At 47.0% G+C, this 26006-nt stretch carries 20 protein-coding genes; all 20 read left to right on the top strand.

Features of this window, described 5'->3' with window-relative positions; all coding sequences use genetic code 11:
* The first annotated feature begins 95 nt into the window (after positions 1-95).
* The 20 genes from MKY75_RS19030 to MKY75_RS18935 all read left to right on the top strand — a co-directional run bounded on the left by MKY75_RS19030 (position 96) and on the right by MKY75_RS18935 (position 25989).
* Positions 96-1004, top strand: a complete 909-nt coding sequence (locus MKY75_RS19030; RefSeq protein WP_318628059.1) for a hypothetical protein — start codon at positions 96-98, stop codon at positions 1002-1004.
* A 143-nt stretch (positions 1005-1147) separates the two neighbouring features.
* Positions 1148-2461, top strand: coding sequence for a trigger factor (gene tig, locus MKY75_RS19025; protein ID WP_028541569.1), 1314 nt, complete (start codon positions 1148-1150; stop codon positions 2459-2461).
* Between the two features lie 411 nt (positions 2462-2872).
* A complete protein-coding gene (gene clpP, locus MKY75_RS19020) occupies positions 2873-3463 on the top strand; it encodes an ATP-dependent Clp endopeptidase proteolytic subunit ClpP (RefSeq protein WP_016324659.1) in 591 nt (196 codons plus the stop codon).
* Positions 3464-3475: 12 nt separating this feature from the next.
* Positions 3476-4732: an ATP-dependent protease ATP-binding subunit ClpX gene (clpX, locus tag MKY75_RS19015; RefSeq protein WP_013311623.1), complete on the top strand. Its 1257-nt coding sequence runs from the start codon at positions 3476-3478 to the stop codon at positions 4730-4732.
* A 110-nt stretch (positions 4733-4842) separates the two neighbouring features.
* Entirely contained in the window at positions 4843-5961 is a 1119-nt protein-coding gene (gene ispG / locus MKY75_RS19010; RefSeq protein ID WP_025718670.1) for a flavodoxin-dependent (E)-4-hydroxy-3-methylbut-2-enyl-diphosphate synthase, read from the top strand.
* A gap of 218 nt (positions 5962-6179) precedes the next feature.
* Complete coding sequence (gene lonB / locus MKY75_RS19005) at positions 6180-7907, top strand: ATP-dependent protease LonB (protein ID WP_029518404.1); 1728 nt, start codon at positions 6180-6182, stop codon at positions 7905-7907.
* Between the two features lie 110 nt (positions 7908-8017).
* Complete coding sequence (gene lon, locus MKY75_RS19000; protein WP_023989969.1) at positions 8018-10354, top strand: endopeptidase La; 2337 nt, start codon at positions 8018-8020, stop codon at positions 10352-10354.
* 18 nt (positions 10355-10372) lie between these two features.
* Entirely contained in the window at positions 10373-10984 is a 612-nt protein-coding gene (gene yihA, locus MKY75_RS18995; RefSeq protein WP_029518405.1) for a ribosome biogenesis GTP-binding protein YihA/YsxC, read from the top strand.
* 287 nt (positions 10985-11271) lie between these two features.
* Positions 11272-11859, top strand: a complete 588-nt coding sequence (locus MKY75_RS18990; protein WP_029518406.1) for a hypothetical protein — start codon at positions 11272-11274, stop codon at positions 11857-11859.
* Between the two features lie 268 nt (positions 11860-12127).
* The gene (gene speD, locus MKY75_RS18985) at positions 12128-12526 is read left to right on the top strand and encodes an adenosylmethionine decarboxylase (RefSeq protein WP_025365654.1); all 399 of its coding nucleotides are present in this window, start codon (positions 12128-12130) and stop codon (positions 12524-12526) included.
* 246 nt (positions 12527-12772) lie between these two features.
* Positions 12773-14167 carry a glutamyl-tRNA reductase gene (hemA, locus tag MKY75_RS18980; protein WP_340886243.1) on the top strand — a complete coding sequence of 465 codons (1395 nt, stop codon included), beginning with the start codon at positions 12773-12775 and terminating at the stop codon, positions 14165-14167.
* A 16-nt stretch (positions 14168-14183) separates the two neighbouring features.
* Complete coding sequence (gene ccsA / locus MKY75_RS18975; RefSeq protein ID WP_029518408.1) at positions 14184-15011, top strand: cytochrome c biogenesis protein CcsA; 828 nt, start codon at positions 14184-14186, stop codon at positions 15009-15011.
* An 8-nt stretch (positions 15012-15019) separates the two neighbouring features.
* Positions 15020-15667 carry a precorrin-2 dehydrogenase/sirohydrochlorin ferrochelatase family protein gene (locus MKY75_RS18970; protein ID WP_340887101.1) on the top strand — a complete coding sequence of 216 codons (648 nt, stop codon included), beginning with the start codon at positions 15020-15022 and terminating at the stop codon, positions 15665-15667.
* 1 nt (position 15668) lies between these two features.
* Positions 15669-16595 carry a hydroxymethylbilane synthase gene (gene hemC, locus MKY75_RS18965; protein WP_029518410.1) on the top strand — a complete coding sequence of 309 codons (927 nt, stop codon included), beginning with the start codon at positions 15669-15671 and terminating at the stop codon, positions 16593-16595.
* 4 nt (positions 16596-16599) lie between these two features.
* Entirely contained in the window at positions 16600-18156 is a 1557-nt protein-coding gene (gene cobA, locus MKY75_RS18960; protein ID WP_209950329.1) for a uroporphyrinogen-III C-methyltransferase, read from the top strand.
* Positions 18157-18204: 48 nt separating this feature from the next.
* Complete coding sequence (gene hemB / locus MKY75_RS18955; RefSeq protein WP_028541574.1) at positions 18205-19203, top strand: porphobilinogen synthase; 999 nt, start codon at positions 18205-18207, stop codon at positions 19201-19203.
* Positions 19204-19233: 30 nt separating this feature from the next.
* On the top strand, positions 19234-20538 hold the full coding sequence (gene hemL / locus MKY75_RS18950; RefSeq protein ID WP_069011263.1) for a glutamate-1-semialdehyde 2,1-aminomutase: 1305 nt from the start codon (positions 19234-19236) through the stop codon (positions 20536-20538).
* Complete coding sequence (locus MKY75_RS18945; protein WP_340886241.1) at positions 20535-21449, top strand: RluA family pseudouridine synthase; 915 nt, start codon at positions 20535-20537, stop codon at positions 21447-21449. Before hemL ends, MKY75_RS18945 begins: the two co-directional genes overlap by 4 nt.
* A 126-nt stretch (positions 21450-21575) precedes the next feature.
* Positions 21576-22913 (top strand): LysM peptidoglycan-binding domain-containing protein, encoded by a 1338-nt coding sequence (locus MKY75_RS18940; RefSeq protein ID WP_165148798.1) that lies wholly within the window; start codon positions 21576-21578, stop codon positions 22911-22913.
* A 409-nt stretch (positions 22914-23322) separates the two neighbouring features.
* A complete protein-coding gene (locus MKY75_RS18935; protein ID WP_029518416.1) occupies positions 23323-25989 on the top strand; it encodes a valine--tRNA ligase in 2667 nt (888 codons plus the stop codon).
* The last annotated feature ends 17 nt before the right edge of the window (positions 25990-26006 follow it).

The raw sequence follows: 26006 nt of genomic DNA, 5'->3' as shown, positions 1-26006 counted from the left end.
GACGAGTGGTTGGACTTCGGCTACTGTTTCTCATATAATCTACAAATACTTGAGCTTGTGAAGGAGAGGGGGTGCCTTGAATAAAGGACTCCAAGGTGACGACAAAAGAAAATAATATTGTATTGTTTCCGAAGACACTGGACTATTATCAAATCCAACTTACTGTGATGCTTGAAAACGAACGTTACGGAGAGGCGATGGCGATGCTGCGTTTTTTAATGCAGTGTCAGGGACAGGAGCAGAAGCAATACGATGAATGGAACGCTCTATTACAATGGCTGGAAGCTGCATTTCCACAGTACGCTGACAGCGGGGCGATAACGGACGCTGTGGAAGAAGAGGTCAGTGAAGTAGAGTTAGCTCGCCGTCATGCACGCTTTAAGCAGGAGCAGGATGCGGGCTACGGCAACAAGCTGTTGCGGATGGCTATGGATGAACCCTTATCCGAACAGACGATTTTAGCGTTGGAGCAGTTGTCCTATTTGGAACTGCCAGAAATCGACGATGCCTTGCTTCGCTGGATTATGGACCGGGAAATCCATCCTTTACTTCAATTCCGTGTTCTACAGACAATGCGACGACGCGGAATGGAAGGGACGATAGAAATCAGACGGGGTGATGAACAAGCGGAAATCGACATTGAAACGGTTCCGTTACAGCCTGGTGATTTTCCAGAGTCGATTATGCGTATTTTGGAACGGGTGGCTGATCAGACTGAGGTGCACGAGCCTACACTATTCTATTTTGCACAGGAGTTGTGGTCACAGTTTGTGATGGCAGTATACGGTACGAATGATTATAGATCCATGTTGGTGGAAGAGGACGGAATGCCGGATATTTGGGCTGCAGCACTCCATCAGACCGTTTCGGAAAGTTTGAACGGTAATAATAATGAGGAAGAAACCCGTGCTATATATGGTATTACAGATGCGTTGCGCTTCCGTTTTGAGCAGGCGTATCGGTCGATGCGACTATTCGTAGCGGCGGGAATGCACACTCCTTAGTGACCGGAAACGTTTACCTGTGAAGCATTCAAAGGGCTGCTCTTGAAAAAGACAGTAATGTTAGATATACTATAGTGGTTATTTTGTGTGCGTTGATTGTAATGAAAACTAAGTGAAGATTTTGTTGGAGGGGAAAGCATAAAATGAAAGCAACTTGGGAGAAAATAGAGAAGAACCTTGGGGTTCTTGAAGTTGAGGTTGACGCGGATCGTGTAGCCGCTGCACTCGACAAAGCTTTTAATAAAGTGGCAAAACAAGTAAGTGTACCAGGATTCCGTAAAGGTAAAGTACCACGTCCTATCTTTGAAAAACGCTATGGTATTGAAAGTCTGTACCAGGATGCAATTGACATCCTGTTGCCAGAAGCTTACAGCCAAGCTGTAGAGCAAACGGACATCTTCCCGGTTGACAGCCCTGACGTTGAAATTGATCAATTTGCTAAAGGCGAATCTTTCAAATTCAAAGCAAAGGTTACTGTTAAACCTGAAGTGACTTTGGGCGATTACAAAGGCGTAGAAGTGCCTGTAAGCAAACTCGAAGTAAGCGACGAAGAACTGGCTCAAGAACTGGAGCGCCTGCAACAACGTCATGCTGAACTGGTTGTCGTTGATGAAGATGCTGCTCAATCCGGTGATACAGCTATTATTGACTTCGACGGTTCCGTGGACGGTGTACCATTCGAAGGTGGACAAGCTGAGAAGTATTCTTTGGAACTGGGATCTAACACATTCATCCCTGGTTTTGAAGAGCAAGTGGTTGGTTTGCACACTGGCGATTCCAAGGACGTTGAAGTAACGTTCCCTGAGAACTACCATTCTGCTGACCTCGCTGGCAAACAAGCGGTATTCAAAGTGAAAGTTCACGAACTGAAACGCAAAGTTCTTCCTGAACTGGACGATGAATTTGCTAAAGATGTAAGCGAATTTGACACACTGGCTGAATTTAAGGAAGACTTGAAAAAGCAATTGTTGGATCGTAAGGAAAACGAAGCTAAAGCAGCTCGCGAGGGTGCTGTAGTGGAGAAGGTTGCTGAGAATGCAACAATCGACATTCCTGAAGCAATGGTGAAGAGCGAAGTGCAAAACATGGTTCGCGATTTCGACAACCGTTTGCGTAGCCAAGGTATGAACCTTGAAATGTTCCTTGGATTCTCTGGTCAAAGCAAGGAAGACCTGGAAGAGCAAATGAAAGCTGATGCTGAGAAGCGCGTACGTAACAACCTAGTGCTGGAACAAGTGGCTAAAGCAGAAAACATCGAAGTTTCCGAAGCGGAAATTGATGAAGAACTGAAAAACATGGCTGAAGCTTACAAACGTTCAGTTGAAGAAATCCGTAGCATTCTGGAAGGTAACGGCTCGTTCGCTAACCTGAAAGAAGAAATTTCACTGCGCAAAACCATTGCTTTGTTGGTGGAAAACAGCAAAGAAGTAGAAGCGCCAGTTGAAGCTGCTGAGTAATTCAGACGATAAAATATACGGAGTATGCTGTAACAAGCTGAAACGTAGTAATTAGATAGGGATAAGGCACGTAGTGAAAGTTACGTGCCTTATTTTTACCTTTGATAACCCAAATTTTAGTCGTTTATGGAAAGTGCTGTGAGTCGCGTTTTCTTGTTTTACATAAGTCACTACCGTATATTTGCACATACATACGAAACATGGTTAAATATGAGAAGGTCTCGGCAGAGTGTACTGTAAATAGCCCGCACTGCATATATGAGCGCATGCAAATATGACACGAGACTCTGAACATGTTAAAATATTTTGTAAGGTGTTCACGTTTCATGCTTGCTGCTTCCGTTTTAATGGGACATAAGGAAGCGGATGAATACAGGTGTTCATTTTAATAAAGAAAAGAGGTTGGTCGTGATGAGTCTCGTCCCTATGGTTGTGGAACAAACGAATCGAGGAGAACGATCTTACGATATTTACTCGCGGTTGCTTAAGGATCGTATTATTTTCCTAAGTGGCCCGATTGATGACGATGTCGCCAATCTCGTCATTGCACAGCTATTGTTCCTTTCTGCGGAAGATCCAGAGAAGGATATTAATTTGTACATTAACTCGCCAGGCGGTTCTGTAACTGCGGGCATGGGTATATATGATACAATGCAATTCATTAAGCCGGACGTATCGACGATCTGTGTAGGCATGGCTGCAAGTATGGGTTCGTTGCTGCTAACAGCGGGTGCGCCAGGTAAGAGATACGCGCTTACCAATAGTGAAGTCATGATTCATCAGCCACTTGGTGGCATTCAGGGGCAAGCCTCCGATATGCTGATTCATGCGGACTGGATTATCAAAACACGTGCTAAGCTGAATCAAATCTATGTAGAGCGTACGGGTCAGCCCCTCGAAAAAATCGAACGTGATACTGACCGGGATTTCTTCATGGAAGCGGAAGAGGCAAAAGCATACGGTATCATTGACCAGGTGCTGTCTAAACCGATTAATCTGTAAAGGGGTGGCTCTATGTTTAAATTTAATGATGAAAAAGGACAATTGAAATGTTCTTTCTGCGGTAAATCTCAGGATCAGGTTCGCAAGCTTGTTGCCGGACCGGGCGTATATATATGTGACGAATGCATTGAGTTGTGTACGGAGATTGTAGAAGAGGAATTGGGTCATGAAGAAGAAGTAGATCTGAAAGACATTCCGAAACCAATGCAAATCCGTGACATTCTGGACCAATATGTTATTGGTCAGGATCAAGCGAAAAAATCGTTGTCTGTAGCGGTATATAATCACTACAAACGAATTAATACTCAAAACAAAATTGATGATGTGGAACTGCAAAAAAGTAACATCTTGATGCTTGGACCTACAGGTTCGGGTAAAACGTTGCTTGCGCAAACCATGGCTAAAATTTTGAACGTTCCTTTTGCTATCGCAGATGCCACTTCCCTTACGGAAGCAGGTTATGTGGGTGAAGACGTTGAAAATATTTTGCTGAAACTGATTCAAGCTGCCGATTATGATGTAGAAAAAGCCGAACGCGGCATTATCTACATTGACGAAATTGATAAAGTAGCCCGCAAATCCGAAAACCCGTCCATTACGCGTGACGTTTCGGGTGAAGGTGTACAGCAGGCGTTGCTTAAAATTTTGGAAGGCACGGTTGCTTCTGTACCACCTCAAGGCGGTCGCAAGCATCCACATCAAGAGTTTATTCAAATTGACACCACGAATATCCTGTTCATTTGCGGTGGTGCCTTTGATGGTCTGGAGCAAATGATCAAACGCCGTATCGGTAAAAAGGTTATCGGCTTCAACGCTACCAGCGAACAAAAAGACCTGAAACCAGGCGAATATACTTCAATGGTATTGCCTGAGGATCTTTTGAAATTCGGTCTGATACCGGAATTTGTAGGACGCTTGCCAGTAATTTCTACGCTGGAGCCGCTTGATGAGAACACATTGGTTCGTATTCTGTCCGAACCGAAAAATGCGTTAACCAAGCAATACCAGAAGCTGCTTGAGCTGGATAATGTGCAACTGGAGTTTAAGCAAGATGCTCTGGAAGCCATTGCTCGTGAAGCGATCAAGCGTAACACGGGTGCCCGTGGCCTTCGTGCGATCATCGAAGGTATTATGCTGGACGTAATGTATGAGGTTCCTTCCCGTGAGGATGTGACTACTTGCGTCATCAATGAGCAGGTTGTAAAAGACAAAATCGCACCGGAACTCGGTGGTACAGATAAGGATAAAAAACAAGAAGAGAGCGCCTAAGGATTGATACTTCGCGATCTCTAAAACATGAGAAGCCGGATCTCCACTTCACTAAACCTGTATGAGGTTTTAAGGGGTGGAGGTTTGGCGTTAATGGGAGAGAAAAGTACATGTTCTTAAGACAAGACACACGTCCCGTTAAAGTCGGGAATCTGACGATTGGCGGCAGCAATGAAGTCATCATCCAAAGCATGTGTACAACTAAAACAGCAGATGTGGAAGCAACTGTAGCCGAGATTCTTCGCTTGGAAGAAGCCGGATGTCAACTGGTGCGGGTTACCGTCAACAATGAGGAAGCTGCCGCAGCCATTAAGGAAATTAAAAAACGGATTCATATTCCGCTAGTTGCAGATATTCACTTTAATCACAAGCTGGCTCTACTGGCAATTGAAAATGGGATTGATAAAGTTCGCATTAATCCAGGTAACATAGGACGACGTGAAAAAGTAGAAGCTGTCGTGAAGGCATGTAAGGAAAAAGGGATTCCGATTCGAATTGGTGTGAATGCCGGGTCATTGGAACAGCATTTACTTGATAAGTATGGCTACCCTACGCCAGAAGCGATGGTAGAAAGTGCGCTGTATCATATCGGGATACTGGAAGAACTTGATTTCCATGACATTATCGTGTCACTGAAGGCGTCTGATGTTCCTATGGCGATTGCTGCTTATACGAAGGCCGCTGAAATTATTAAGTATCCGCTCCATCTGGGTATTACCGAAGCGGGTACACTCTTTACGGGTACAGTTAAAAGCGCGGCAGGTATGGGCGCTTTGCTAGCATCAGGCATCGGCTCCACAATGCGTATTTCACTTAGTGCTGATCCGGTGGAAGAAGTGAAGGTAGCCCGTGAGTTGCTCAAGACGTTTGGATTAATCACAAACGCAGCTACATTGATTTCTTGTCCGACTTGCGGACGTCTGGATATTGATCTGTTCTCTATTGCCAACGAGGTAGAAGACTACATTGCAAAACTCAAGGTACCGATTAAAGTATCAGTACTGGGTTGTGCAGTAAATGGCCCGGGTGAAGCGAAGGAAGCTGATATTGGAATTGCCGGAGCGCGCGGTGAAGGCCTTTTGTTCCGTTATGGAAAAATGATTCGCAAAGTACCTGAGGCTGATATGGTGGACGAATTGAAAAAAGAAATTGATATCATCGTCAAAGCATATGAGGAAACAGGGAAAATACCTGGACGTGAAGAACGTCATACCGCCGAGAAGGTGTAGGCAAAAAGCAGTTATTATAAAGAGGCATAGTCATAATCTATTGTCATCATTTAAACGCCGTGGAGAGCAGCTCTGCTACAGAACTGTTCTTCGCGGTGTTTTTGTATTTCTCTCTGATCTTTTGAAAGACCGCCGTTTAGCTATCGCGGAAAAGGAAATACTGTTTTTCATAGAGCGGCATTTTTAAAATTGCTGAGATGAGAAACGGAGGAAATACGATGGACTTGACTATGATTTTGTTATTGGTGCAAATGTTTTTCGGGATTGTTATTGGTCTGTATTTCTGGAACCTCCTGCGGAGCCAGAAAACGAACCGTAGTGCGGTAGATCGGGAATCCCGCAAGGAATTGGATAAGCTACGCAAATTGCGTTCTATTTCACTTACCAAGCCGTTGGCTGAACGCACACGTCCTGCCACATTACAGGATATCGTGGGTCAGAAGGATGGACTGCGCGCGCTCAAGGCTGCGTTATGTAGTGCGAATCCGCAGCATGTCATTATTTATGGCCCGCCGGGTGTAGGGAAGACAGCTGCTGCACGCGTTGTGCTGGAAGAGGCTAAGAAGAATCTGTCCTCTCCGTTCAAGGGAGATGCCAAATTCACGGAGATTGATGCTACGACGGCCCGCTTTGATGAGCGCGGTATTGCGGACCCGCTGATAGGTTCAGTGCATGATCCAATCTATCAAGGGGCAGGAGCGATGGGGGTAGCGGGTATCCCACAACCTAAACCCGGAGCTGTGACGAAGGCGCATGGGGGGATGCTGTTCATTGATGAGATTGGTGAGCTGCATCCAACGCAGATGAATAAACTCTTGAAAGTACTGGAGGATCGCAAGGTATTTTTGGAGAGTGCGTATTACAACTCGGAAGATTCGAATACTCCTGCTTATATCCACGATATTTTCCAAAACGGTTTGCCAGCCGATTTTCGTTTGGTGGGTGCGACGACCCGTTCGCCGCATGAACTGCCACCTGCGATTCGCTCCCGGTGCATGGAGATTTATTTCCGTGCCTTGCAGCCACAGGAGATTGCTCGTATTGCAGAGGATGCCGTCCACAAGCTAGGCTTTGGCCCTTGTCCTGAGGCGGTAGAAGTTGTACAGCGTTACGCAACGAACGGTCGGGAGGCGGTCAATATGATCCAGCTGGCTGCTGGTTTGGCACTTACCGAGAAAAGGGAATGTCTCAATGCTTCCGACGTCGAATGGGTAGCGGGCAGTAGTCAAATTCAACCGCGTCCTGACCGAAAAATACCAGGCTTGCCGCAAATCGGATTCGTTAACGGATTAGCTGTATATGGCCCGAACATGGGGATGCTGCTTGAAATTGAAGTTACAGCAGTTCCGGTTCCTGAGGGAAAGGGCAGCTATAATATTACGGGGGTTGTGGATGAGGAAGAAATCGGAGGCGGGTCCCGTACACTGCGCCGTAAGAGCATGGCTAAAGGTTCTGTAGAAAATGTTCTAACTGTTTTGCGTACGCTCGGATTGTCTCCGTCGAATTACGATTTGCATATCAATTTCCCTGGGGGTACGCCGGTAGATGGCCCGTCCGCAGGAATTGCGATGGCAACAGCCATTGCTTCCGCGATGCGGGGAATTCCGGTGGATCATGAAATTGCAATGACTGGCGAAATTAGCATCCATGGTCGTGTCAAACCGATTGGTGGTGTATTAGCCAAGGTTGAAGCCGCTTTTCAGGCAGGAGCCAAAAAAGTGATCATTCCGCAGGACAACTGGCAAGCTCTTTTTGACAGCATTGAGGGTTTAAAAGTGATTCCCGTACAGTCGGTTACCGAAGTGTTCCGACATGTGTTCGGGGAAGAGATAACGTCGGATTCGCCTGTACATGCGCCAATTGAGACTTTTCGCCCATCCCAATCTTCCTTGTTACAGGCTGATGGAACGCATAACGGGACGATATCAGATACAGGATCTTGCTGATGAACCACCCTTTCATTGGTTTTTTCATAAAACATTTGATAAAATATGAAAGATAACAACTTGAGGATTGTAAAATCCGGAACCTGAGAATCACTGGAGGTGCGAAAGCGATGGGACCCACCAAGACAAAAGGTCGTCGTTTTCCTTTGCTGCCTTTAAGAGGGCTTCTGGTCTACCCGAGTATGGTTCTGCATCTCGATGTGGGCCGGGAAAAATCGGTCAAGGCTTTGGAAAAAGCGATGGTTGAAGACAATTTGATTCTCCTGTGTTCTCAATCAGAAGTAAATATTGAAGAACCTACACAAGAGGACATCTTTCGAGTCGGCACGGTAGCCAAGGTACGCCAGATGCTCAAACTTCCTAATGGAACCATTCGAGTATTGGTGGAAGGGCTGGAACGGGCCGAGATTATTCAATATACGGACAATGAAGAATATTACGAGGTAATGGCGAAGGAGCTGCACGAGGCAGAAAACGTACAGCCTGAGACGGATGCGCTAATGCGCACTGTATTAACTCAGTTCGAGCATTATATCAACTTGTCCAAAAAGGTAACACCGGAGACTCTCGCTGCGGTATCGGATATTGAGGAGCCGGGACGGCTAGCAGACGTAATCACAAGTCATTTGACGCTCAAAATTAAGGAAAAGCAGGATATACTGGAGACGATCGACGTTACTCAGCGTCTGGAGAAGCTTCTGGATATTTTGAACAATGAGCGTGAAGTACTGGAGCTGGAACGTAAAATCAACCAGCGTGTGAAGAAGCAGATGGAAAAGACGCAGAAGGAGTATTATCTGCGTGAACAAATGAAGGCAATTCAGAAGGAACTTGGCGAGAAGGAAGGTCGCGCGGGAGAAGTTGAAGAACTGCGCAACCAGCTAAGTGAACTAGAGTTGCCTGTTCCGGTGAAGGAGAAGGTCGAAAAGGAAATCGATCGTCTGGAAAAAATGCCGGCAAGCTCTGCCGAGGGTGGCGTCATCCGTAATTATGTGGATTGGTTGTTAAGCTTGCCATGGAACAAGTTTACCGATGATGATCTGGATATCGTCAAAGCTGAAGAGGTACTTAATAACGACCACTACGGATTGGATAAACCCAAGGAGCGTGTATTGGAGTATTTGGCTGTACGCAAGCTGGTGAAGACCATTAAGGGACCGATTCTGTGTCTCGTGGGTCCGCCAGGGGTCGGCAAGACCTCGTTGGCCCGTTCGATTGCCAAATCCATGGGTCGGGAATTTGTCCGCATCTCTCTCGGAGGTGTGCGGGATGAAGCGGAAATCCGTGGTCACCGTCGGACTTATGTTGGTGCGATGCCAGGGCGGATCATTCAGGGGATGAAGACCGCAGGAACGTCTAATCCAGTATTTTTGCTGGATGAGATTGATAAAATGGCTTCCGATTTTCGAGGAGATCCATCGGCGGCATTGCTCGAAGTGCTTGATCCTGAACAAAACAATACGTTCAGTGACCATTTTGTTGAGCTGCCGTTTGACCTGTCCAATGTGATGTTTGTAACGACAGCCAATGCTGCACACAACATCCCGCGTCCGCTAATGGACCGCATGGAGACGCTCTATATTCCTGGCTACACCGAACTGGAGAAGCTGGAAATCGCCAATCGGTACCTATTGCCCAAGCAGAAGAGAGAGCATGGCTTGGACGAGGAACAACTGGTTATCGGGGAGGATACGCTACTGCGTGTCATTCGCGAATATACGCGTGAATCTGGTGTGCGGAATCTTGAGCAGCAAATGGCTTCTCTGTGCCGCAAGGCGGCGAAGTCCGTTGTATCTGGTGGCGAAGGACCAATTCAAATCACACCGGATAATCTGAAGGATTATCTGGGTATCGCTAAATTCCGTTACGGTGTTGCAGAACTGGAGGATCAGATCGGTACGGTTACAGGCTTGGCATGGACAGAGGTCGGTGGTGAAACACTGATGATTGAAGTGACGGTCGTACCTGGTAGTGGTAAACTGATTCTTACGGGTAAACTGGGAGACGTTATGAAGGAATCTGCACAGGCGGCATTCAGCTACACCCGTTCCAAAGCAGTTGATCTGGGCATTGAACTAGACTTTTATGAGAAAAATGATATCCACATTCATATTCCTGAGGGTGCGATTCCGAAGGATGGTCCATCTGCGGGAATTACTATTGCTACCGCGTTAATTTCAGCTTTGACCAACCGTCATGTATCCAAGGATGTGGCTATGACCGGCGAAATTACTCTACGCGGCCGTGTATTGCCGATTGGTGGTTTAAAAGAGAAGTCGCTGGCTGCCCACCGGGCAGGCTACAAAAAAATTCTGCTTCCCAAAGATAATGAACGGGATTTAAAGGATATTCCCGACAGTATCCGGCAGGATGTTGAATTTGTCCCCGTTGCCCATATGGATCAGGTGCTAAAGCATGCTTTGGTTGAGCAGGCAAGGGTACATTAGAGAGGAATTAAGGACACAATGAAAGTAACAAAAGCAGAATTTATAATAAGTGCGGTTGGTCCCGATCAGTTTCCTGTGGACGCTTTGCCAGAGATTGCTCTGGCGGGGCGCTCCAATGTAGGAAAGTCTTCATTGATTAATCGGTTGATTAACCGTAAAAATTTGGCGCGTACCAGTTCTACGCCAGGTAAAACCCAGCAACTCAATTATTACCGGATTAATGATGATCTCTATTTTGTCGATTTTCCCGGTTACGGTTACGCCAAGGTATCCAAAACGTCCCGCAAGGCTTGGGGGCAGATGATTGAGTCTTATTTGCTGGAGCGTGAGCCACTCAAACTGGTGCTTCAAATGGTAGATTTGCGCCATCCGCCGTCCAAGGACGATATCATGATGTATGATTGGCTGCGTCATAACGGGCTTCCCGTATGTGTTGTAGGCACGAAGGCAGATAAAATCCCTAAAACGCGGCGAGAAAAGCATTACAAGGTAATCAAGCAGGAACTCGGAATACTTCCCGGGGGATTGTTTATCCCCTTTTCATCCGAAGAAGGTATGGGCAAGGAAGAGCTGTGGTCTGTCATCTCCAGCTATATAGAGAATGACGAAGAAGAGCAGACGGAATTGTAAGGCTAGGGACGTCCTTGAGGACGTCCTTTTTTCATGGTTCGGGCTTCAAAAAAATAAACTTACTAAATAGGTGGGAATAATATATAATAACAAAAAGAACTCGTGGATTTTAAGCCGAAAAGTGAGTATATGGGGGATAATGCAGTCTCAACCCCATCATTTTCCGTTTATTTCCGATGTATGGCGGGAATTTATGATTTGATGTGCAAGAAAAGCACTTTAGGTCTGATGTATAATAAATTTAAAGCTTAAACTTATAGGTTCAGGAAAGAATTGAGGAGATGGGTATGGCTCAGCGGTTAGCCACAGAGTATGTTAAAACCACTTTGACCTTGTCGGAAACCCAAATGGACGAATTTTTGCGGGCAGTGGATGATCCCCAGGTGCATTACTATATTAAAGTTCTAGATAACGGAAGACAGGAAATCGTTCTGGAGCATAGTGCGGGTGAGGAAGTTCATTTGTTTTTTGAAGCCAAAGAGGGAGCGTTTGTGTGTGAATTGACTTGTCGCTTAATTCATCCGCAACTAACCCTGTTTATACGCAAACTTTTTGTTCGTTTTAAGGGCGAAGGCATCGTTTACCGAATGTATCAAGGATTCACTATGGTGTATTTTTATAATGAAGGTACGGTTCGTAAAATTATGGAGAAGAATGCCGGAGGTTCCAGGCTGGTATTCGAATATAAAAATACGGTGCAGGAATTGCAACAGCTTTTTCAGCATCAGAACGTTGAAAATGAAATATCTGACGTATATCATCTCATTAATTCGTTGCTTGACCAGCGGAATTTGGCGCGTACTTTCTCGGAGTTGGAACAGATTGACCACAAGCTTCGAATGAGTTGCTCAAAATTATTTGCACTGGAAGCTTAATAAGGCATGAATATATGGAATGAATCGTTATGCCATGTAGTCCCTTTCTTTACCGAAATAGGCTTTTTTATTCTTAAAAAATGATTGCATTTGCTGCACATAGATGTTATTTTTAATCTCGTTGAAAATGAAATATAGGAACCAGGATTCACTCAGGACATTGAATGTTGCGAGAGGTTATTCCCTCGGGAAGTGAATGACGTAGGTCCTAGCGGATGAAATTTTTCCAAACATTTTATTCCTAGGAAGGGGGAACCGAAAGATGGAATTGGAGTACTCAACTTTCGGAAGACACGTTGCCGTAGATACTTGGGGTGTTGAGTTTGAATTACTGAATGATGCGCAGTTTTTGGAGGCTCAATTAGTTGAAGCAGCTGAAGCTTGCGGAGCAACGGTGATGTCCGTTCAATCCAAGCAGTTCGAACCACAGGGAGCTACCGTGCTTGTACTGTTGTCGGAGAGTCATCTCTCTATTCATACGTATCCTGAGAGAGGGTTTGCCGCTATTGATTGTTATACTTGCGGTGAGACTGTCGATCCGCAGCTGGCTATTGATTACCTGGTATCCGTTCTAAAACCGAAAAAAACATATGCGAAAAAGCTGATTCGCGGCTTGGGAGAACTTCAGGTGGAATCACCAGAGTGCAAGCTGGCTGAGTTAGTGTAAATCGTTTTTTATGGAGCCATTTGTGCGTCCTATATTATAGCCATGGAACATTTCCATGGTTATTTGTTTTAAAAGTGGTCTACACTAAATCAAATCATACAGAACGTGCTGGTTTCATGAAAGCTATTCAATTTTCATAAACAATTCATAAAACAGCCGGAGGAGATTCGGACTTCTGTGATATAATTAACATAGTTTATGATAACAGTGGTTATTCTTATTACAGTTTAGGCAGGTGAATTTGCAATGCACATCGTCGTTGTTGGGTTGAATTATCGTACGGCGCCTGTGGAAGTCAGAGAGCGTTTTACATTTGCAGAACAAGATTTGCCAAAAGCGCTGGAGCAACTCAAACTTACCAAAAGTGTGTTGGAGGGCGTAGTTGTCGCAACCTGCAATCGGACTGAAATATATGTTGTAGTGGACCGCCTTCACATGTGCGGCTATTTTATACGCAGTTTTATGGAGCAATGGTTTGGCATTCCGCGTGATCAATTTACACAACATTTATATATATATGAGGACGAGCAGGCGATTCGGCATTTGTTCCGTGTGACTTGTGGTCTTGATTCTATGGTAATCGGAGAAACACAAATTTTGGGACAGGTAAAGAACGCTTTTCTTCAGGCTCAATCCCAGAAAATTACGGCAACGTGGTTTAATATGTTGTTTAGGCAGGCCGTCACATTGGGCAAGCGTGCCCATTCAGAGACATCTATTGGAGAAAGTGCCGTATCTGTCAGCTATGCAGCAGTTGAGCTAGGCAAACGGATTTTCGGGATGTTTACCGATAAAAAGGTACTGATTCTCGGTGCTGGTAAAATGAGCGAACTTACGGTTAAGCATTTGTACAGCGGCGGAGCAGCCGAGGTTATTGTAGCCAACCGAACCTTGTCCCGTGCGGAAGACCTTGCCTCCAAGTTCCATGGAACGCCGGTTACGATGGAGGAAGGCATGAATCGGTTGGCGGACGTGGATATTGTTATTAGCTCGACAGGTGCCCAGGGGTATATTCTGGATCGGACTCGGGTTGAAGCAAGTATGAAACGTCGACAGTCCCGTCCTTTGTTTATGATTGATATTGCGGTTCCGCGTGATCTCGACCCGGCTATTGGTGAATTACAGAATGTTTTCTTGTACGATATTGATGATCTGGAAGGGATCGTGGAGAGCAATTTGGAAATGCGCCGTACCGAAGCTACAAAAATCGAGCATATGATCGAAGATGAGCTTAGCGAGTTTTATCAATGGTTGAAAACGATGGGAGTGCGTCCGGTGATTCGTGCATTACAGGAAAAAGCGGAGTCTGTACATCAGGATACGTTGGAAAGCTTGTTCAATAAGCTTCCCGAGCTGGATGAACGGCAACGCAAAGTGATTAGCCGTTTGACGAAGAGCATGCTGAACCAGATGATGCATGATCCGATCAATCGGGTAAAGGAACTGGCTGTCCAAAAACAGGGGAATGAGGCCCTGGACATGTTTAGCCACATTTTTGCTCTGGAGGATCGTTTGGATGACGCCGCTCAGAAAGTAGATAAAAGCGATGCATCTGCGTTAATAAAACCGGAAGCCGGTGTTCATGAAAAAACCGTTCAGGCTCAGGCTTTGCCAGCGTCGTTTGCGCCGGCCAGCCTGTAAAAGTGGGTGAACAGACGTGGCTTCAGGCATGCTTATATATGATTCAATGATTTATGTTTTTGCCCTGAGCCTTCTGTTTGTATTCTCGGATGGGATTCGTCGCAATGCGAATGCTAAACGGACAGGTACAGGGCTTCTTGTTGTCGTTCTGGTGCTCCAGCTTGCTTATATGGGGATAAGAACCTGGAATGAAGGGCATCTTCCTATTTTCGTGACCTACGATTTTCTATTTCTGTTTTCAGTTATTTTAGTGCTGATTTCTTTGATTTTGACACGTTATCAGCGTTCCGAATTTGCGGTATTGCTGCTTAATATTATTAGTTTTGCAGTGCTGGTGCTCAACAATATATGGATGGAGCCTCTCGACAATCCACTTGGAAATTGGCATACCGTGCATGGGCTGCTCCTGATTCATATTGCGCTGGCTAATCTTGGTTTTGTAGCGATGACAGTAGCAGCTGTATTTTCGGGGTTATATCTGTTTTTGCATCGTAAATTGAAAGTAAAGAAATGGAATGACACGATCAGACGCCTGCCGAGTCTGGAAATGATGGATCGGTATACGCATATGGCGCTGTTGATTGGTACTCCTTTGCTGGGAGTCTCTATTGTAGTTGCCGTTATTTCTATTATTGCTGAGGAACGCTGGCTTCTCTTGCTAGATACCAAGGTGCTGATGACAGCGATTGCCCTGTGTGTGTATATTATATTTTTAGTGAGCAAAAGATTGAATCAGCGTTCAGGGCTTGTGATGGCAAAGTGGGCATTGGTGGGCTACACGCTATTGATTCTTAATTTTTTGCTGAATTCCTGGTCTGTATTTCATCAGTGGACGGGAGAGTGAAAAGCCATTTGCAGCATTTTGTCCCGGTTTCGTTGAATTGTAACAATAAGATCTGTTGTATTGTAGGCGGCGGCAGGATTGCGGAACGAAAGGTTAAGGGGATGATGGAAAGTGGGGCGTCCATTACCCTCATTAGCCCGAATATAACGCCGGATTTACAGGTCCTGGCCGATCACAAGCAGCTCCACTGGGTAAATCGCGTATATCGCGAGGGTGACCTCCAGGGAGCCTTTCTTGTATATGCCGCTACGAACCAGAGAGAAGTGAATAATAAGGTTGCGCATGAGGCCAGACAAAGGGGTATACTGGTAAATGTGGCGGATCGCTCGGAAGAGGGAGATTTTATAACGCCGGGCATCATCCGACGAGGGAGACTGACGATTAGTATCTCTACAGAAGGGGCAGGCCCCGCTGTGACCGCTGATATTACATCAGCCTTGGATACGTTGTTTGGTAGCGAATACGAGCCATATCTGGATTTCATGCACGATATGCGACAGATCATCAAACGTAAGATAAGTTCCCCACAGCAAAGGACTAAACTACTGAGGCGCTTGGCGAGTAGCGGAATTTTGGATCAAATACGCCGTCATGAATTTATGGCTTGGACCGAACAACAAATAGACCTGTGGATTGCGCAAAATCAGGAGGAATAACATGCGAACAATTGTGGTAGGCAGCAGACAGAGTGCGCTGGCGTTAACTCAGACCGGGCATGTCATTGAAGATTTGAACGCGCTATGCGCGGAGCATGGAATGGATTTGCAATTTGTCGTAAAGAAAATCCTGACCAAGGGTGATCGAATATTGGATGTAACCTTGTCCAAAGTGGGTGGCAAAGGGCTTTTTGTCAAAGAGATTGAACAGGCCATGCTGGCTGGTGAGATTGATATGGCAGTACATAGTATGAAGGATATGCCTTCCGAATTGCCGGAAGGGCTTGTCAACGGCGCTGTACCGCGTCGTGAGGATCCACGTGATTGCCTGATCACATTGGGCGCCGAGAGCCTGGAGGAATTGCCTCAAGGGGCAAAGGTGGGCACGAGTAGCCTGCGCAGAGCCAGTCAAATCAAGTCCATGCGACCTGATCTACAATTGGAGCCTGTGCGTGGGAATATTGATTCCCGTCTGAAAAAGCTGGAGACGGAAGGTTTTGACGCTATCATTTTGGCGGCAGCAGGTTTGCATCGGATGGGCTGGAAAGATCGAATTACATCCTATATACCGGAAGAAGACTGTTTGCCGGCGGTTGGGCAGGGAGCGCTGGGTATTGAATGTCGCGCGAGTGATGAAGAGCTATTGGCCTTGCTGCGCCTTTACAACGACCGGGATACCTCGGCTACCGTTGCGGCAGAACGAACCTTTTTGGGCGTGTTAAATGGGGGGTGCCAAGTGCCGATCGGGGCTCATGCCGTCTGGGCTGGTCAAGAAATCAGCCTTACGGGCATGGTAGGCTCGCCAGATGGCGAGGTTATTTTGAAGGAAACGCTCCAGGGAAATGATCCGCAAAAGCTGGGAGAAGCGGTGGCGGCCAGTTTGATAGCCAAAGGAGCAGAACAGATTCTGGCGCAGGTGAGGGGATGATAGCATGGCAGGAAAAGTATATTTGGTAGGTGCAGGACCCGGAGACGCAAGATTAATTACGGTCAAGGGTTGGGAATGCATTCAATTGGGCGATGTCATTGTGTACGACAGACTGGCAAGCCCGCGCCTCTTGGGATTGATGAAGCCAGGGGCCCAAAAAATATATGTTGGAAAGTTGCCAGATCGTCACACTATGAAGCAAGAGGAAATTAATCAGCTGTTGGTGGATTTGGCCTTGGAAGGAAAAACAGTTGTTCGTCTTAAAGGGGGAGACCCTACTATATTTGGACGAGTCGGCGAGGAAGCCGGGCTACTGCGTAAACATGGTATTTCCTATGAAATTATACCCGGCATCACATCAGCAATCAGTGTGCCCGCCTATGCGGGGATTCCAGTCACACACCGGGATATGGCCTCATCGCTATCTATCATTACAGGTCATGAAAGTCCGGATAAACTCGACAAAAGTATTCATTGGGATAAAGTGACGAACGCAACGGGCACACTGATCTTTATGATGGGTGTAGCAAAGATTGGCTATATCAGTGAACAGCTGATAAAACACGGCAAGCCATCAAATACTCCTGTTGCCTTGATCCGCTGGGGAACCCGTGCCGAGCAGGATACGCTGGTGGGTACGCTTGCGGATATTGAAGCTAAGGTGAAGGCTGCGAATTTTCAGCCTCCCGCCGTCATCGTTGTCGGAGAAGTGGTCAATCAACGTGAACAGTTAAAATGGGCTGAGGACATGCCTTTGTTTGGCAAGCGAATTTTGGTTACTCGCGCGCGTGCGCAGGCCAGCAGTCTGGTCCATCGGATAGAAGAGCTTGGTGGCGAGCCTTATGAATTTCCAGTTATTCAGACGGTCGCCCCTTCGGACGAGCCAACCAAACAGGAAATTAAAGAGGCATTTGCGCGACTGCCAGAATATGATTGGGTGTTTTTTACCAGCGTTAATGGAGTGGAATACTTTTTCACGCACTTAAAGGAACAGGGCAAGGACGTACGTATGCTGTTCAAAGCGCGTATTGCCGCAGTCGGACCGGCTACAGCAGCCGCGCTTCGGACGCACGGAATTGTGGCAGAACAGATCGAGGGCCCATTTCAGGCAGAGGGCTTGCTCGAAGGATTTGAGCAGGATTTGCAGGCAGGGCAGAACGTATTTCTCCCAAGAGGTGATCTAGCTCGGCCGTGGCTGCCAGAAAAGCTGAGGGAGATGGGACTTCATGTGACCGAGGCTGATTTGTATCAAACGGTGCTAGCAGCCAACACACAGGATGATGAACTTCTCAAGCTGCTTCAGGAGCGTGCCATTCATGCGATTACGTTTACCAGTTCCTCAACTGTAACCTTTTTCTTAGAAGCCCTCAGACAAATGGGGATCCATGATCCGGTGTCGCTGCTGGAGGGAGTTACGATTGCTGTGATAGGTCCTTTGACCGGTGAGACAGCTACCCAAGCCGGCTTGACTGTAAGTTTTATGTCAGAGAAGGCGACCATTGAAAGTCTGATCCAATCGTTGTGTGAGTGGAAACGTTCAAGTACTGTTATGACATTATAATTTTTTTGTTTTTACTAATGAATGTATAAAAAATGGAGGTTTGTAATCATGAGTGTTCCTTTTACCAGACATCGCCGTTTGCGACAGTCGGCTGCAATCCGCAGTATGGTGCGTGAGACCGTATTGAATCCCGCTGATTTTATCCAACCGATCTACGTAACATTTGGCACTGGGGTGAAACAGGAAATTAGCTCTATGCCAGGTGTATACCGTTTTTCTCTGGATCGGCTGGAGGAAGAACTGAAAGAGATTAGTGAGCTCGGCATTCCCGCTGTGCTCCTATTTGGCATCCCAGAAACCAAAGACAGCGTAGGGACTTCGGCTTTTGTGGACGATGGTATTGTTCAGGAAGCTACTCGTCTGATCAAGTCGCGTTATCCCGAACTGCTGGTTGTGGCTGACACTTGTTTGTGTGAGTTTACGGACCATGGACACTGCGGTATGGTGCACATGCATGAGCATGATGGTGAGGTATGCGGTGAGGTATTGAATGATGAATCTCTGGAGGTGCTGGTACGTACAGCTGTATCTCAGGCCAGAGCTGGTGCAGATATTATCGCGCCATCTAATATGATGGACGGTTTTGTACAGGCGATTCGGCAGGGGTTGGATCTAGAAGGCTTTTCACATATTCCAATTATGTCGTATTCCGTCAAATATGCGTCTGCTTTTTACGGTCCTTTCCGGGAGGCCGCAGATTCTGCGCCGCAGTTTGGTGACCGCAAATCCTATCAGATGGATCCTGCTAATGCACGTGAAGCATTGCGAGAAGCAGAATCTGATGTGCTGGAGGGGGCAGATATGCTGATGGTGAAGCCTTCCCTTTCTTATCTTGACGTAATGCGCACGATTAAGGATCAATTTGATCTGCCTATGGTGGCTTACAACGTTAGTGGTGAATATGCCATGGTCAAGGCAGCGGCACTTCAAGGCTGGATTGATGAAAAAGCAATGGTGCTAGAGATTTTGACAAGTATGAAGCGTGCGGGTGCAGATATGATTATTACCTATTCGGCCAAGGATGCGGCAAGATGGTTGAAGCAATAAGTCTATTTTCAGAAGATAGGAGTGGTCAGAATGATCGACGAACAACGAACAGTGCGCAAGGATACGAACTCCAAAGTAGCCTTTGATGAGGCAAAACAATACATTCCGGGTGGCGTAAACAGCCCGGTACGGGCTTTTAAATCTGTTGGAATTACACCTGTGTATATCGACCATGGCGAAGGATCGCGCGTATATGATATTGATGGTCAATCCTATTTAGACTATGTATGTTCATGGGGACCGCTTATTATGGGCCATGCACATCCCGAAGTGGTTAAAGCTTTACAGGCTGCTGTTGTAAAAGGAACCAGCTTCGGCGCACCAACGTTGGCAGAAACCGAAATGGCCAAGCTCGTATGTGAGCGTGTTCCTTCTATGGACATTGTACGTATGGTTAACTCCGGTACTGAGGCGACTATGAGTGCGATTCGACTCGCACGCGGATTTACGAGCCGTAGTAAAATTCTTAAATTTGAGGGATCATATCACGGTCATGCGGACAGCTTGCTGATTAAAGCAGGCTCTGGTGTTGCCACATTAGGCTTGCCCGATAGTCCCGGTGTGCCTGAAGTTGTGGCCACCCATACCATCACTGTCCCTTATAATGATCTAGCTTCGGTGAAGCTAGCTTTTGAGAAATTTGGCGAAGAGATTGCCGCAATTATTGTCGAGCCAGTAGCAGGCAATATGGGAGTTGTACCGCCACAGCCTGGATTTTTGGAAGGTTTGCGTGAGGTAACCCAGCAGTACGGAAGTCTGCTGATTTTTGATGAAGTGATGACTGGATTCCGGGTTGGACTTCATTCGGCTCAAGGTCGCTTTGGTGTGACACCGGATCTTACCTGTTTGGGTAAAGTGATTGGTGGTGGACTCCCTGTAGGTGCTTACGGCGGACGTCGTGATATTCTGGAGCGGATTGCTCCATCGGGGCCCATTTATCAAGCGGGTACGCTTAGCGGAAATCCGCTGGCTATGGCAGCAGGTTATTCGACACTTAAATTGCTGACGCCAGAAGTATACGATCGCTTGGAAGAGCGGGCAGCACGACTTCAAGCCGGATTCGAACGTAATGCGAACGAGCTAGGTATCCCTGTCACGATCAATCGCGTGGGTTCCATGGTTTGTCCATTTTTTACAGAAGAAAAGGTTGTCAATTTTGATACAGCTAAAACGAGTAATCAGGACCACTTCCGTCGTTACTTTACTGAAATGGTGAATGAGGGAGTCAGTGTAGCACCATCTCAATTTGAGGGTATGTTTGTATCGGGCGTGCATACGGTAGAGGATATTGATGCCACCATTGAGGCGAACTATCGCGCGCTCAAACGTCTATGAGCTGGCAAGGTGGCTGGAAAAGAAGAGGACCGTGGCTGGAAGTCACGCCAGGACGGGAAATCACAGACGAGGAAAAAAACAGCGCTGATGCTGTAGATCAGTGGTTGCTGAATCGTTTGGAATTACCGGAAAAGCTGTGGCGCAGACTGCGCCATGATAAAGAGATTGAACTTACAGGGGACCGGCTACGGCTGGCCCTTTTTCCTGTAATGAACCTTGGCATCACCCCTCGCTGGTATGATTTGAAGGTACTGTATGAAGATGATTTTTGTCTGGTAGTACATAAACCAGCAGGTATGGCAGTACATCCGGACGGTGGTGTGCAGGATGGTCCGCTGACGTTGGATCATGCTGTCGCATCCTACTATGAGATGAATGGCATTCATGCGGTGGTACGGCATGTACATCGTCTGGATGTGGATACGACGGGCCCGGTGCTATATGCCAAAAATGAGTTTGCGTTGCTCAAGCTGGACGAGCAAATGAGAGCTAAGGATATCGACCGCCGGTATGTAGCTTTGGTACGAGGGAAAGTACCTCCATCGCTGCGAACGTTGGATTGGCCGATTGGCAAGGACAGGCATCATAAGCAGCGCCGTCGTGTATCTCCGACTGGGCAGAAGGCGGTTACCCATATTGAACTCGGGGAAGTATGGGGAAGCGGTTCAAGTGCAGTGAGTCTCGTATATCTGACGCTGGAGACAGGACGGACGCACCAGATTCGCGTACATCTTAGTCATGCTGGCTACCCGTTGCTTGGGGATGTATTATACGGGGGGCGTGCTACTGATTTTGGCAGGCAGGCGCTACACGGAGAGTGTCTTACCTTCTGTCATCCGCTGAGTGGCGAAACGATTACTGTTGAGGATGCTTGGCCGGATGATTTTCAAAAGCTGCACAAACAGCTATAAAAGATGGCATGCCTTCTATTTTGGCGCATATACTTGAACCTAGAAACGGTTTGCAATATGGAGTTTCCGTGCGCCTGACCAGAAGTCAGAGGATGTGCGGAGACTGCCCAAAGGAGGATGCCATCCTTGAACAAACAACAGAATGATCAGCCGCAAGGCTTGCGTTTTGATATTTATGAACGCATTCATTTGACGGAGGAAGCTGCCGGGATTGCTGAGTTGGAGGAAATCGAGCTTCTGCCACGCATTCAGGTTGTAACCCACGGCGACCATGCCGCTTTGCGAGGGCATTTGCTGCTGGAGGGCGTGTACCGCACACCTGAACAGTTCACGAGCGAGCTTCATCATTTGATCCCTGTGGAAATTACCATTCCGCTAAACCGCGTAGGGAGATTGGAAGATATCTCTGTCGAGATTGAAAATTTTGATGTAGACCTGCTTTCTTTACGTAGTCTAAACATTACAGGCGTTCTTTCTTTGCATGGTGTGGAAAGCTCGCACGCGGAAGAGACGGCGGTCTGGTTGGATGAGGAATTTACCGTAGTGCATGCACCTGAGCATCCGGTTCAATCCCTTTCCGCCGATGAAGAGTATCGTCAGGCAGAGGCCTATTCTACCAATGATTCTACCAATGATTCGACCTCTGATTACGTTACAGATCCTGAAACCTCCTACAGTGTGCCAGTACAACAGGAGTCCATTTCCTGGGAACAGCTGTCTGAGGACCAAGGGGAACAGCAATCATCGTCGGAACAGCAAGCTTATGAGCCAGCAGTAGATCCTAACCGATTCTATGAGCCTTGGACGGGCAAAGCAGTTGAAGATAACTCTCCCGAGGTCAAACATGAGCATGGGTCTCCGGAAGTGTGGGGATTTCAGCAAAAGGAAGCATGGGCAGGGGGAAATGAGTCCAAAGTATCTTCCGCATCTCCTAATGTAAATTATGACCCTTTGCTGTCTGAACCGCATCCTGCTACGGAGTCCGAGGTCTATCTGGAGCCACAGTTGGAAGCGAGTCAAGTAGATAGCTTCGACTTCAGGCCTGAAGCGTCAGAACAGGTGAATCACGAGGCCCATGACACTTTTACTGAGGATAAGCCAGAGATGCGTGTGGCGCTTAACAGTAAAAAGGATGAAGAGGCAGACGAGCCAGACCCGGTTGTCTACTCATCATTGCTCCAATCCAGCCGTTCGGTGAAAGAAGCGGAATACCAGCAGCAATTGGAGCAGGAGCCGCAGGATCAGAAAGCCGAAGAAGAGCGGGAGAATGCCAAGTGGAAGAACCTTTTTTTTCATACACAAGATGAAACACCTTTTCGTAAGGTGCGGTTATGCATAGTACAGCGCGAGGATACACTGGAAACCATAGCTGACCGTTATCAGCTCAGCACGCGTGAGCTTCAACTGTATAACAGATTGGCGGAGCATCATGTGGAAGAAGGACAGGTATTGTACATCCCTTGATCCGGTTGCTGAAAAATGCACAGCGGGTGTTGACTATAGTCAATGGGAAATGTATGATGTGGTATAGTTATTGAAAGACTGAGATCGGGAAGAGTAGGCAGCAAGCCCTTCAGAGAGTGGAATTGCAGCGCTGTGAGGTTCCGCAGGAAGCTACTGGCCGAAGTCACCCGGGAGTCGCCTGTTTGAACGGTTCCTCATTTAATTCCTACGGAAGATAAGAGGTTCACGGTAGAATAAGGCCGGTCCGCAACCGTTATCTGCATAAAGTGTCACACCATGTGTAATGGATCAGTGGATACATACACTAGGGGTGAAACAAAGGTGGTACCGCGAGAGAACAGCCTTTCGTCCTTTGAGGATGAAGGGCTTTTTTTATTTGCCAATTGAAAAATCATGGAGGTATCCTGATATGTCAGAACAAGACAACAAGACAACCTTGGAAATGCCAACAACGTACGATCCAAAATCAGCAGAACAAAAATGGTACAAAACGTGGATGGAGAAGGGCTATTTCCGCGCTGGGCAACATCCAGAGGCAGAGCCTTTTACAATCGTTATTCCACCACCGAATGTTACAGGTATGTTGCATATTGGACATGCTCTTGACTTTACTTTGCAGGATATTATTATTCGCGCCAAGCGGATGCAGGGCTATGATGCCTTGTGGCTGCCAGGGGCAGACCATGCGGGTATTGCTACCCAAACAAAGGTAGAGCAAAAGCTGCGTGAAGAAGGCCTGACACGTTATGATTTGGGCCGCGAGAAGTTTTTGGAGAAAGTGTGGGAGTGGAAGGATCTTTACCTAGATAATATCCATAACCAATGGGAAAAGATGGGCTTTTCTCTCGATTATTCTCGTGAGCGTTTTACGCTGGATGAGGGACTGTCCCAAGCGGTACGCGAGGTATTCGTTAAACTGTACAAGAAGGGTCTGATTTATCGCGGTAAACGCATCATAAACTGGGACCCTGCTGCACGTACTGCATTATCGGACATTGAGGTGGAATACAAAGAGGTGAACGGAAATCTGTATCACCTGCAATATCCACTGAAAGACGGTAGCGGATTTATTACGGTAGCCACTACACGTCCTGAAACGATGCTGGGCGATACAGCTGTAGCTGTACACCCGGAAGATGAACGCTACAAGCAAATGATCGGCAAAACGCTTGTGCTCCCAATCATCGGACGGGAAATTCCGGTCATTGCGGATGATTATGTTGATAAAGATTTCGGTAGCGGCGCGGTTAAAATTACACCGGCTCACGACCCGAATGACTTTGAAATGGGACAACGTCACCAGCTGCCACAAATTACAGTGATGGACGAAACGGGAACGATGAATGCCGAAGCAGGCAAATATCAGGGCCTTGATCGTAGCGATTGCCGTAAGCAAATCGTCGCTGATCTGAAAGAGCAGGGCGTACTGATTCGTATTGAAGAGCACGTACATCAAGTAGGCCACAGCGAGCGTACAGGTGTAGTTGTAGAACCTTATCTGTCCACACAATGGTTTGTGGAAATGAAGCCTCTGGCAGCTAAAGCCATTGAAGTGCAGAAGGCTGGCAACGGGGTAAACTTTGTACCGGATCGCTTTGAACGTACTTATCTGCATTGGATTGAAAATGTGCGTGACTGGTGTATTTCCCGTCAATTATGGTGGGGACACCGTATTCCGGCTTGGTACGATGAGGATACCGGAGAAGTGATTGTATCGGCGGAGGACCCTACAACTTTGCCTGAGTATGCTGGCAGAAAGCTAAAACAGGATGAGGATGTGCTGGATACTTGGTTCAGCTCGGCTTTGTGGCCGTTTTCGACACTGGGCTGGCCTGAGCAGACAGAGGACCTCAAACGCTACTATCCGACTAATGTCTTGGTTACAGGCTATGACATTATTTATTTCTGGGTATCGCGTATGATTTTTACAGCACTCGAGTTTACGGAAGAGATTCCGTTCAAGGACGTACTTATGCACGGGTTGGTTCGTGATGCGGACGGTAGAAAAATGTCCAAATCCCTCGGCAACGGTGTTGATCCGCTCGACGTGATTGACCAATATGGTACCGATGCCATGCGTTATATGATTTCCACCAGTAGCACGCCTGGGCAAGACCTTCGTTTCCGCTGGGAGCGGGTGGAGCAGGCCCGCAACTTTGCCAATAAAATCTGGAATGCGTCACGCTTTGCGCTGATGAATCTGGAAGGCGTCACTTCGGCAGATATAGACATTACTGGTGACCTGAGCACCGCTGATCGTTGGATTCTGCATCGTCTAAACGAAACTTCACGCGACATCACGCGTCTAATAGATGCTTATGAATTTGGCGAGACAGGCCGCCTTCTGTATAACTTTATTTGGGATGATTTGTGCGACTGGTACATTGAGTTTGCGAAGCTTTCCCTATATGGCGACAACGCAGATGCGAAAAAGAAAACGCAGTCCGTACTTGCATATGTATTGGACCGGACGCTGCGCATGATTCATCCGTTCATGCCGTTTATCTCTGAGGAAATATGGCAGCATCTTCCACATGAGGGAGAAACGATTACACTGGCCGCTTGGCCTGTTTATGATCCGGCTTTTGAGGATAAGGATGCAGTTGCAGAAATGAATTTGCTGATCGACGTAATTCGCGCTGTGCGCAATATCCGTGCTGAAGTCAATGTGCCGATGAGTAAAAAAATTGAGTTGCTCATAAAACCCGGCGATCAAGCCGTTCTCGATATCATTAACCGCAATGGGGAATATGTGCGTAGATTCTGTAATACGTCTGAATTCGACGCGGGATTAGAGTTCACCGTTCCAGATAAAGCGATGACATCTATAGTTAGCGGCGCAGAGTTGTACCTGCCGCTGGCCGGACTGCTTGATATTGCCCAGGAAATTAGCAGACTGGAAAAAGAACTTCAGCATTTGAACAGTGAAGTGGAGCGCGTGGAGAAAAAGTTATCTAACCAAGGCTTTGTGGCGAAGGCACCAGCTAAAGTCATCGAGGAAGAGAAGGCCAAGCAAGCCGATTACTCAGATAAGCGCGCTAAAGTTATCGCACGTATTGAAGAACTCAAGGGATAATTTCACTCACAATAAAA

Origin of the sequence: Paenibacillus sp. FSL L8-0663 (genome assembly GCF_038008125.1) — a bacterium.
In the GTDB taxonomy this organism is placed as follows: domain Bacteria; phylum Bacillota; class Bacilli; order Paenibacillales; family Paenibacillaceae; genus Paenibacillus; species Paenibacillus polymyxa_D.
This window is presented reverse-complemented; position numbering and strand designations above follow the sequence as displayed.

Bases quoted from the DNA above. Each gene is read 5' to 3' on its own strand.
- tig (WP_028541569.1), top strand. From the start codon at position 1,148: ATGAAAGCAACTTGGGAGAAAATAGAGAAGAACCTTGGGGTTCTTGAA.
- clpP (WP_016324659.1), top strand. From the start codon at position 2,873: ATGAGTCTCGTCCCTATGGTTGTGGAACAAACGAATCGAGGAGAACGA.
- clpX (WP_013311623.1), top strand. From the start codon at position 3,476: ATGTTTAAATTTAATGATGAAAAAGGACAATTGAAATGTTCTTTCTGC.
- ispG (WP_025718670.1), top strand. From the start codon at position 4,843: ATGTTCTTAAGACAAGACACACGTCCCGTTAAAGTCGGGAATCTGACG.
- lonB (WP_029518404.1), top strand. From the start codon at position 6,180: ATGGACTTGACTATGATTTTGTTATTGGTGCAAATGTTTTTCGGGATT.
- lon (WP_023989969.1), top strand. From the start codon at position 8,018: ATGGGACCCACCAAGACAAAAGGTCGTCGTTTTCCTTTGCTGCCTTTA.
- yihA (WP_029518405.1), top strand. From the start codon at position 10,373: ATGAAAGTAACAAAAGCAGAATTTATAATAAGTGCGGTTGGTCCCGAT.
- MKY75_RS18990 (WP_029518406.1), top strand. From the start codon at position 11,272: ATGGCTCAGCGGTTAGCCACAGAGTATGTTAAAACCACTTTGACCTTG.
- hemA (WP_340886243.1), top strand. From the start codon at position 12,773: ATGCACATCGTCGTTGTTGGGTTGAATTATCGTACGGCGCCTGTGGAA.
- hemC (WP_029518410.1), top strand. From the start codon at position 15,669: ATGCGAACAATTGTGGTAGGCAGCAGACAGAGTGCGCTGGCGTTAACT.
- cobA (WP_209950329.1), top strand. From the start codon at position 16,600: ATGGCAGGAAAAGTATATTTGGTAGGTGCAGGACCCGGAGACGCAAGA.
- hemB (WP_028541574.1), top strand. From the start codon at position 18,205: ATGAGTGTTCCTTTTACCAGACATCGCCGTTTGCGACAGTCGGCTGCA.
- hemL (WP_069011263.1), top strand. From the start codon at position 19,234: ATGATCGACGAACAACGAACAGTGCGCAAGGATACGAACTCCAAAGTA.
- MKY75_RS18945 (WP_340886241.1), top strand. From the start codon at position 20,535: ATGAGCTGGCAAGGTGGCTGGAAAAGAAGAGGACCGTGGCTGGAAGTC.
- MKY75_RS18935 (WP_029518416.1), top strand. From the start codon at position 23,323: ATGTCAGAACAAGACAACAAGACAACCTTGGAAATGCCAACAACGTAC.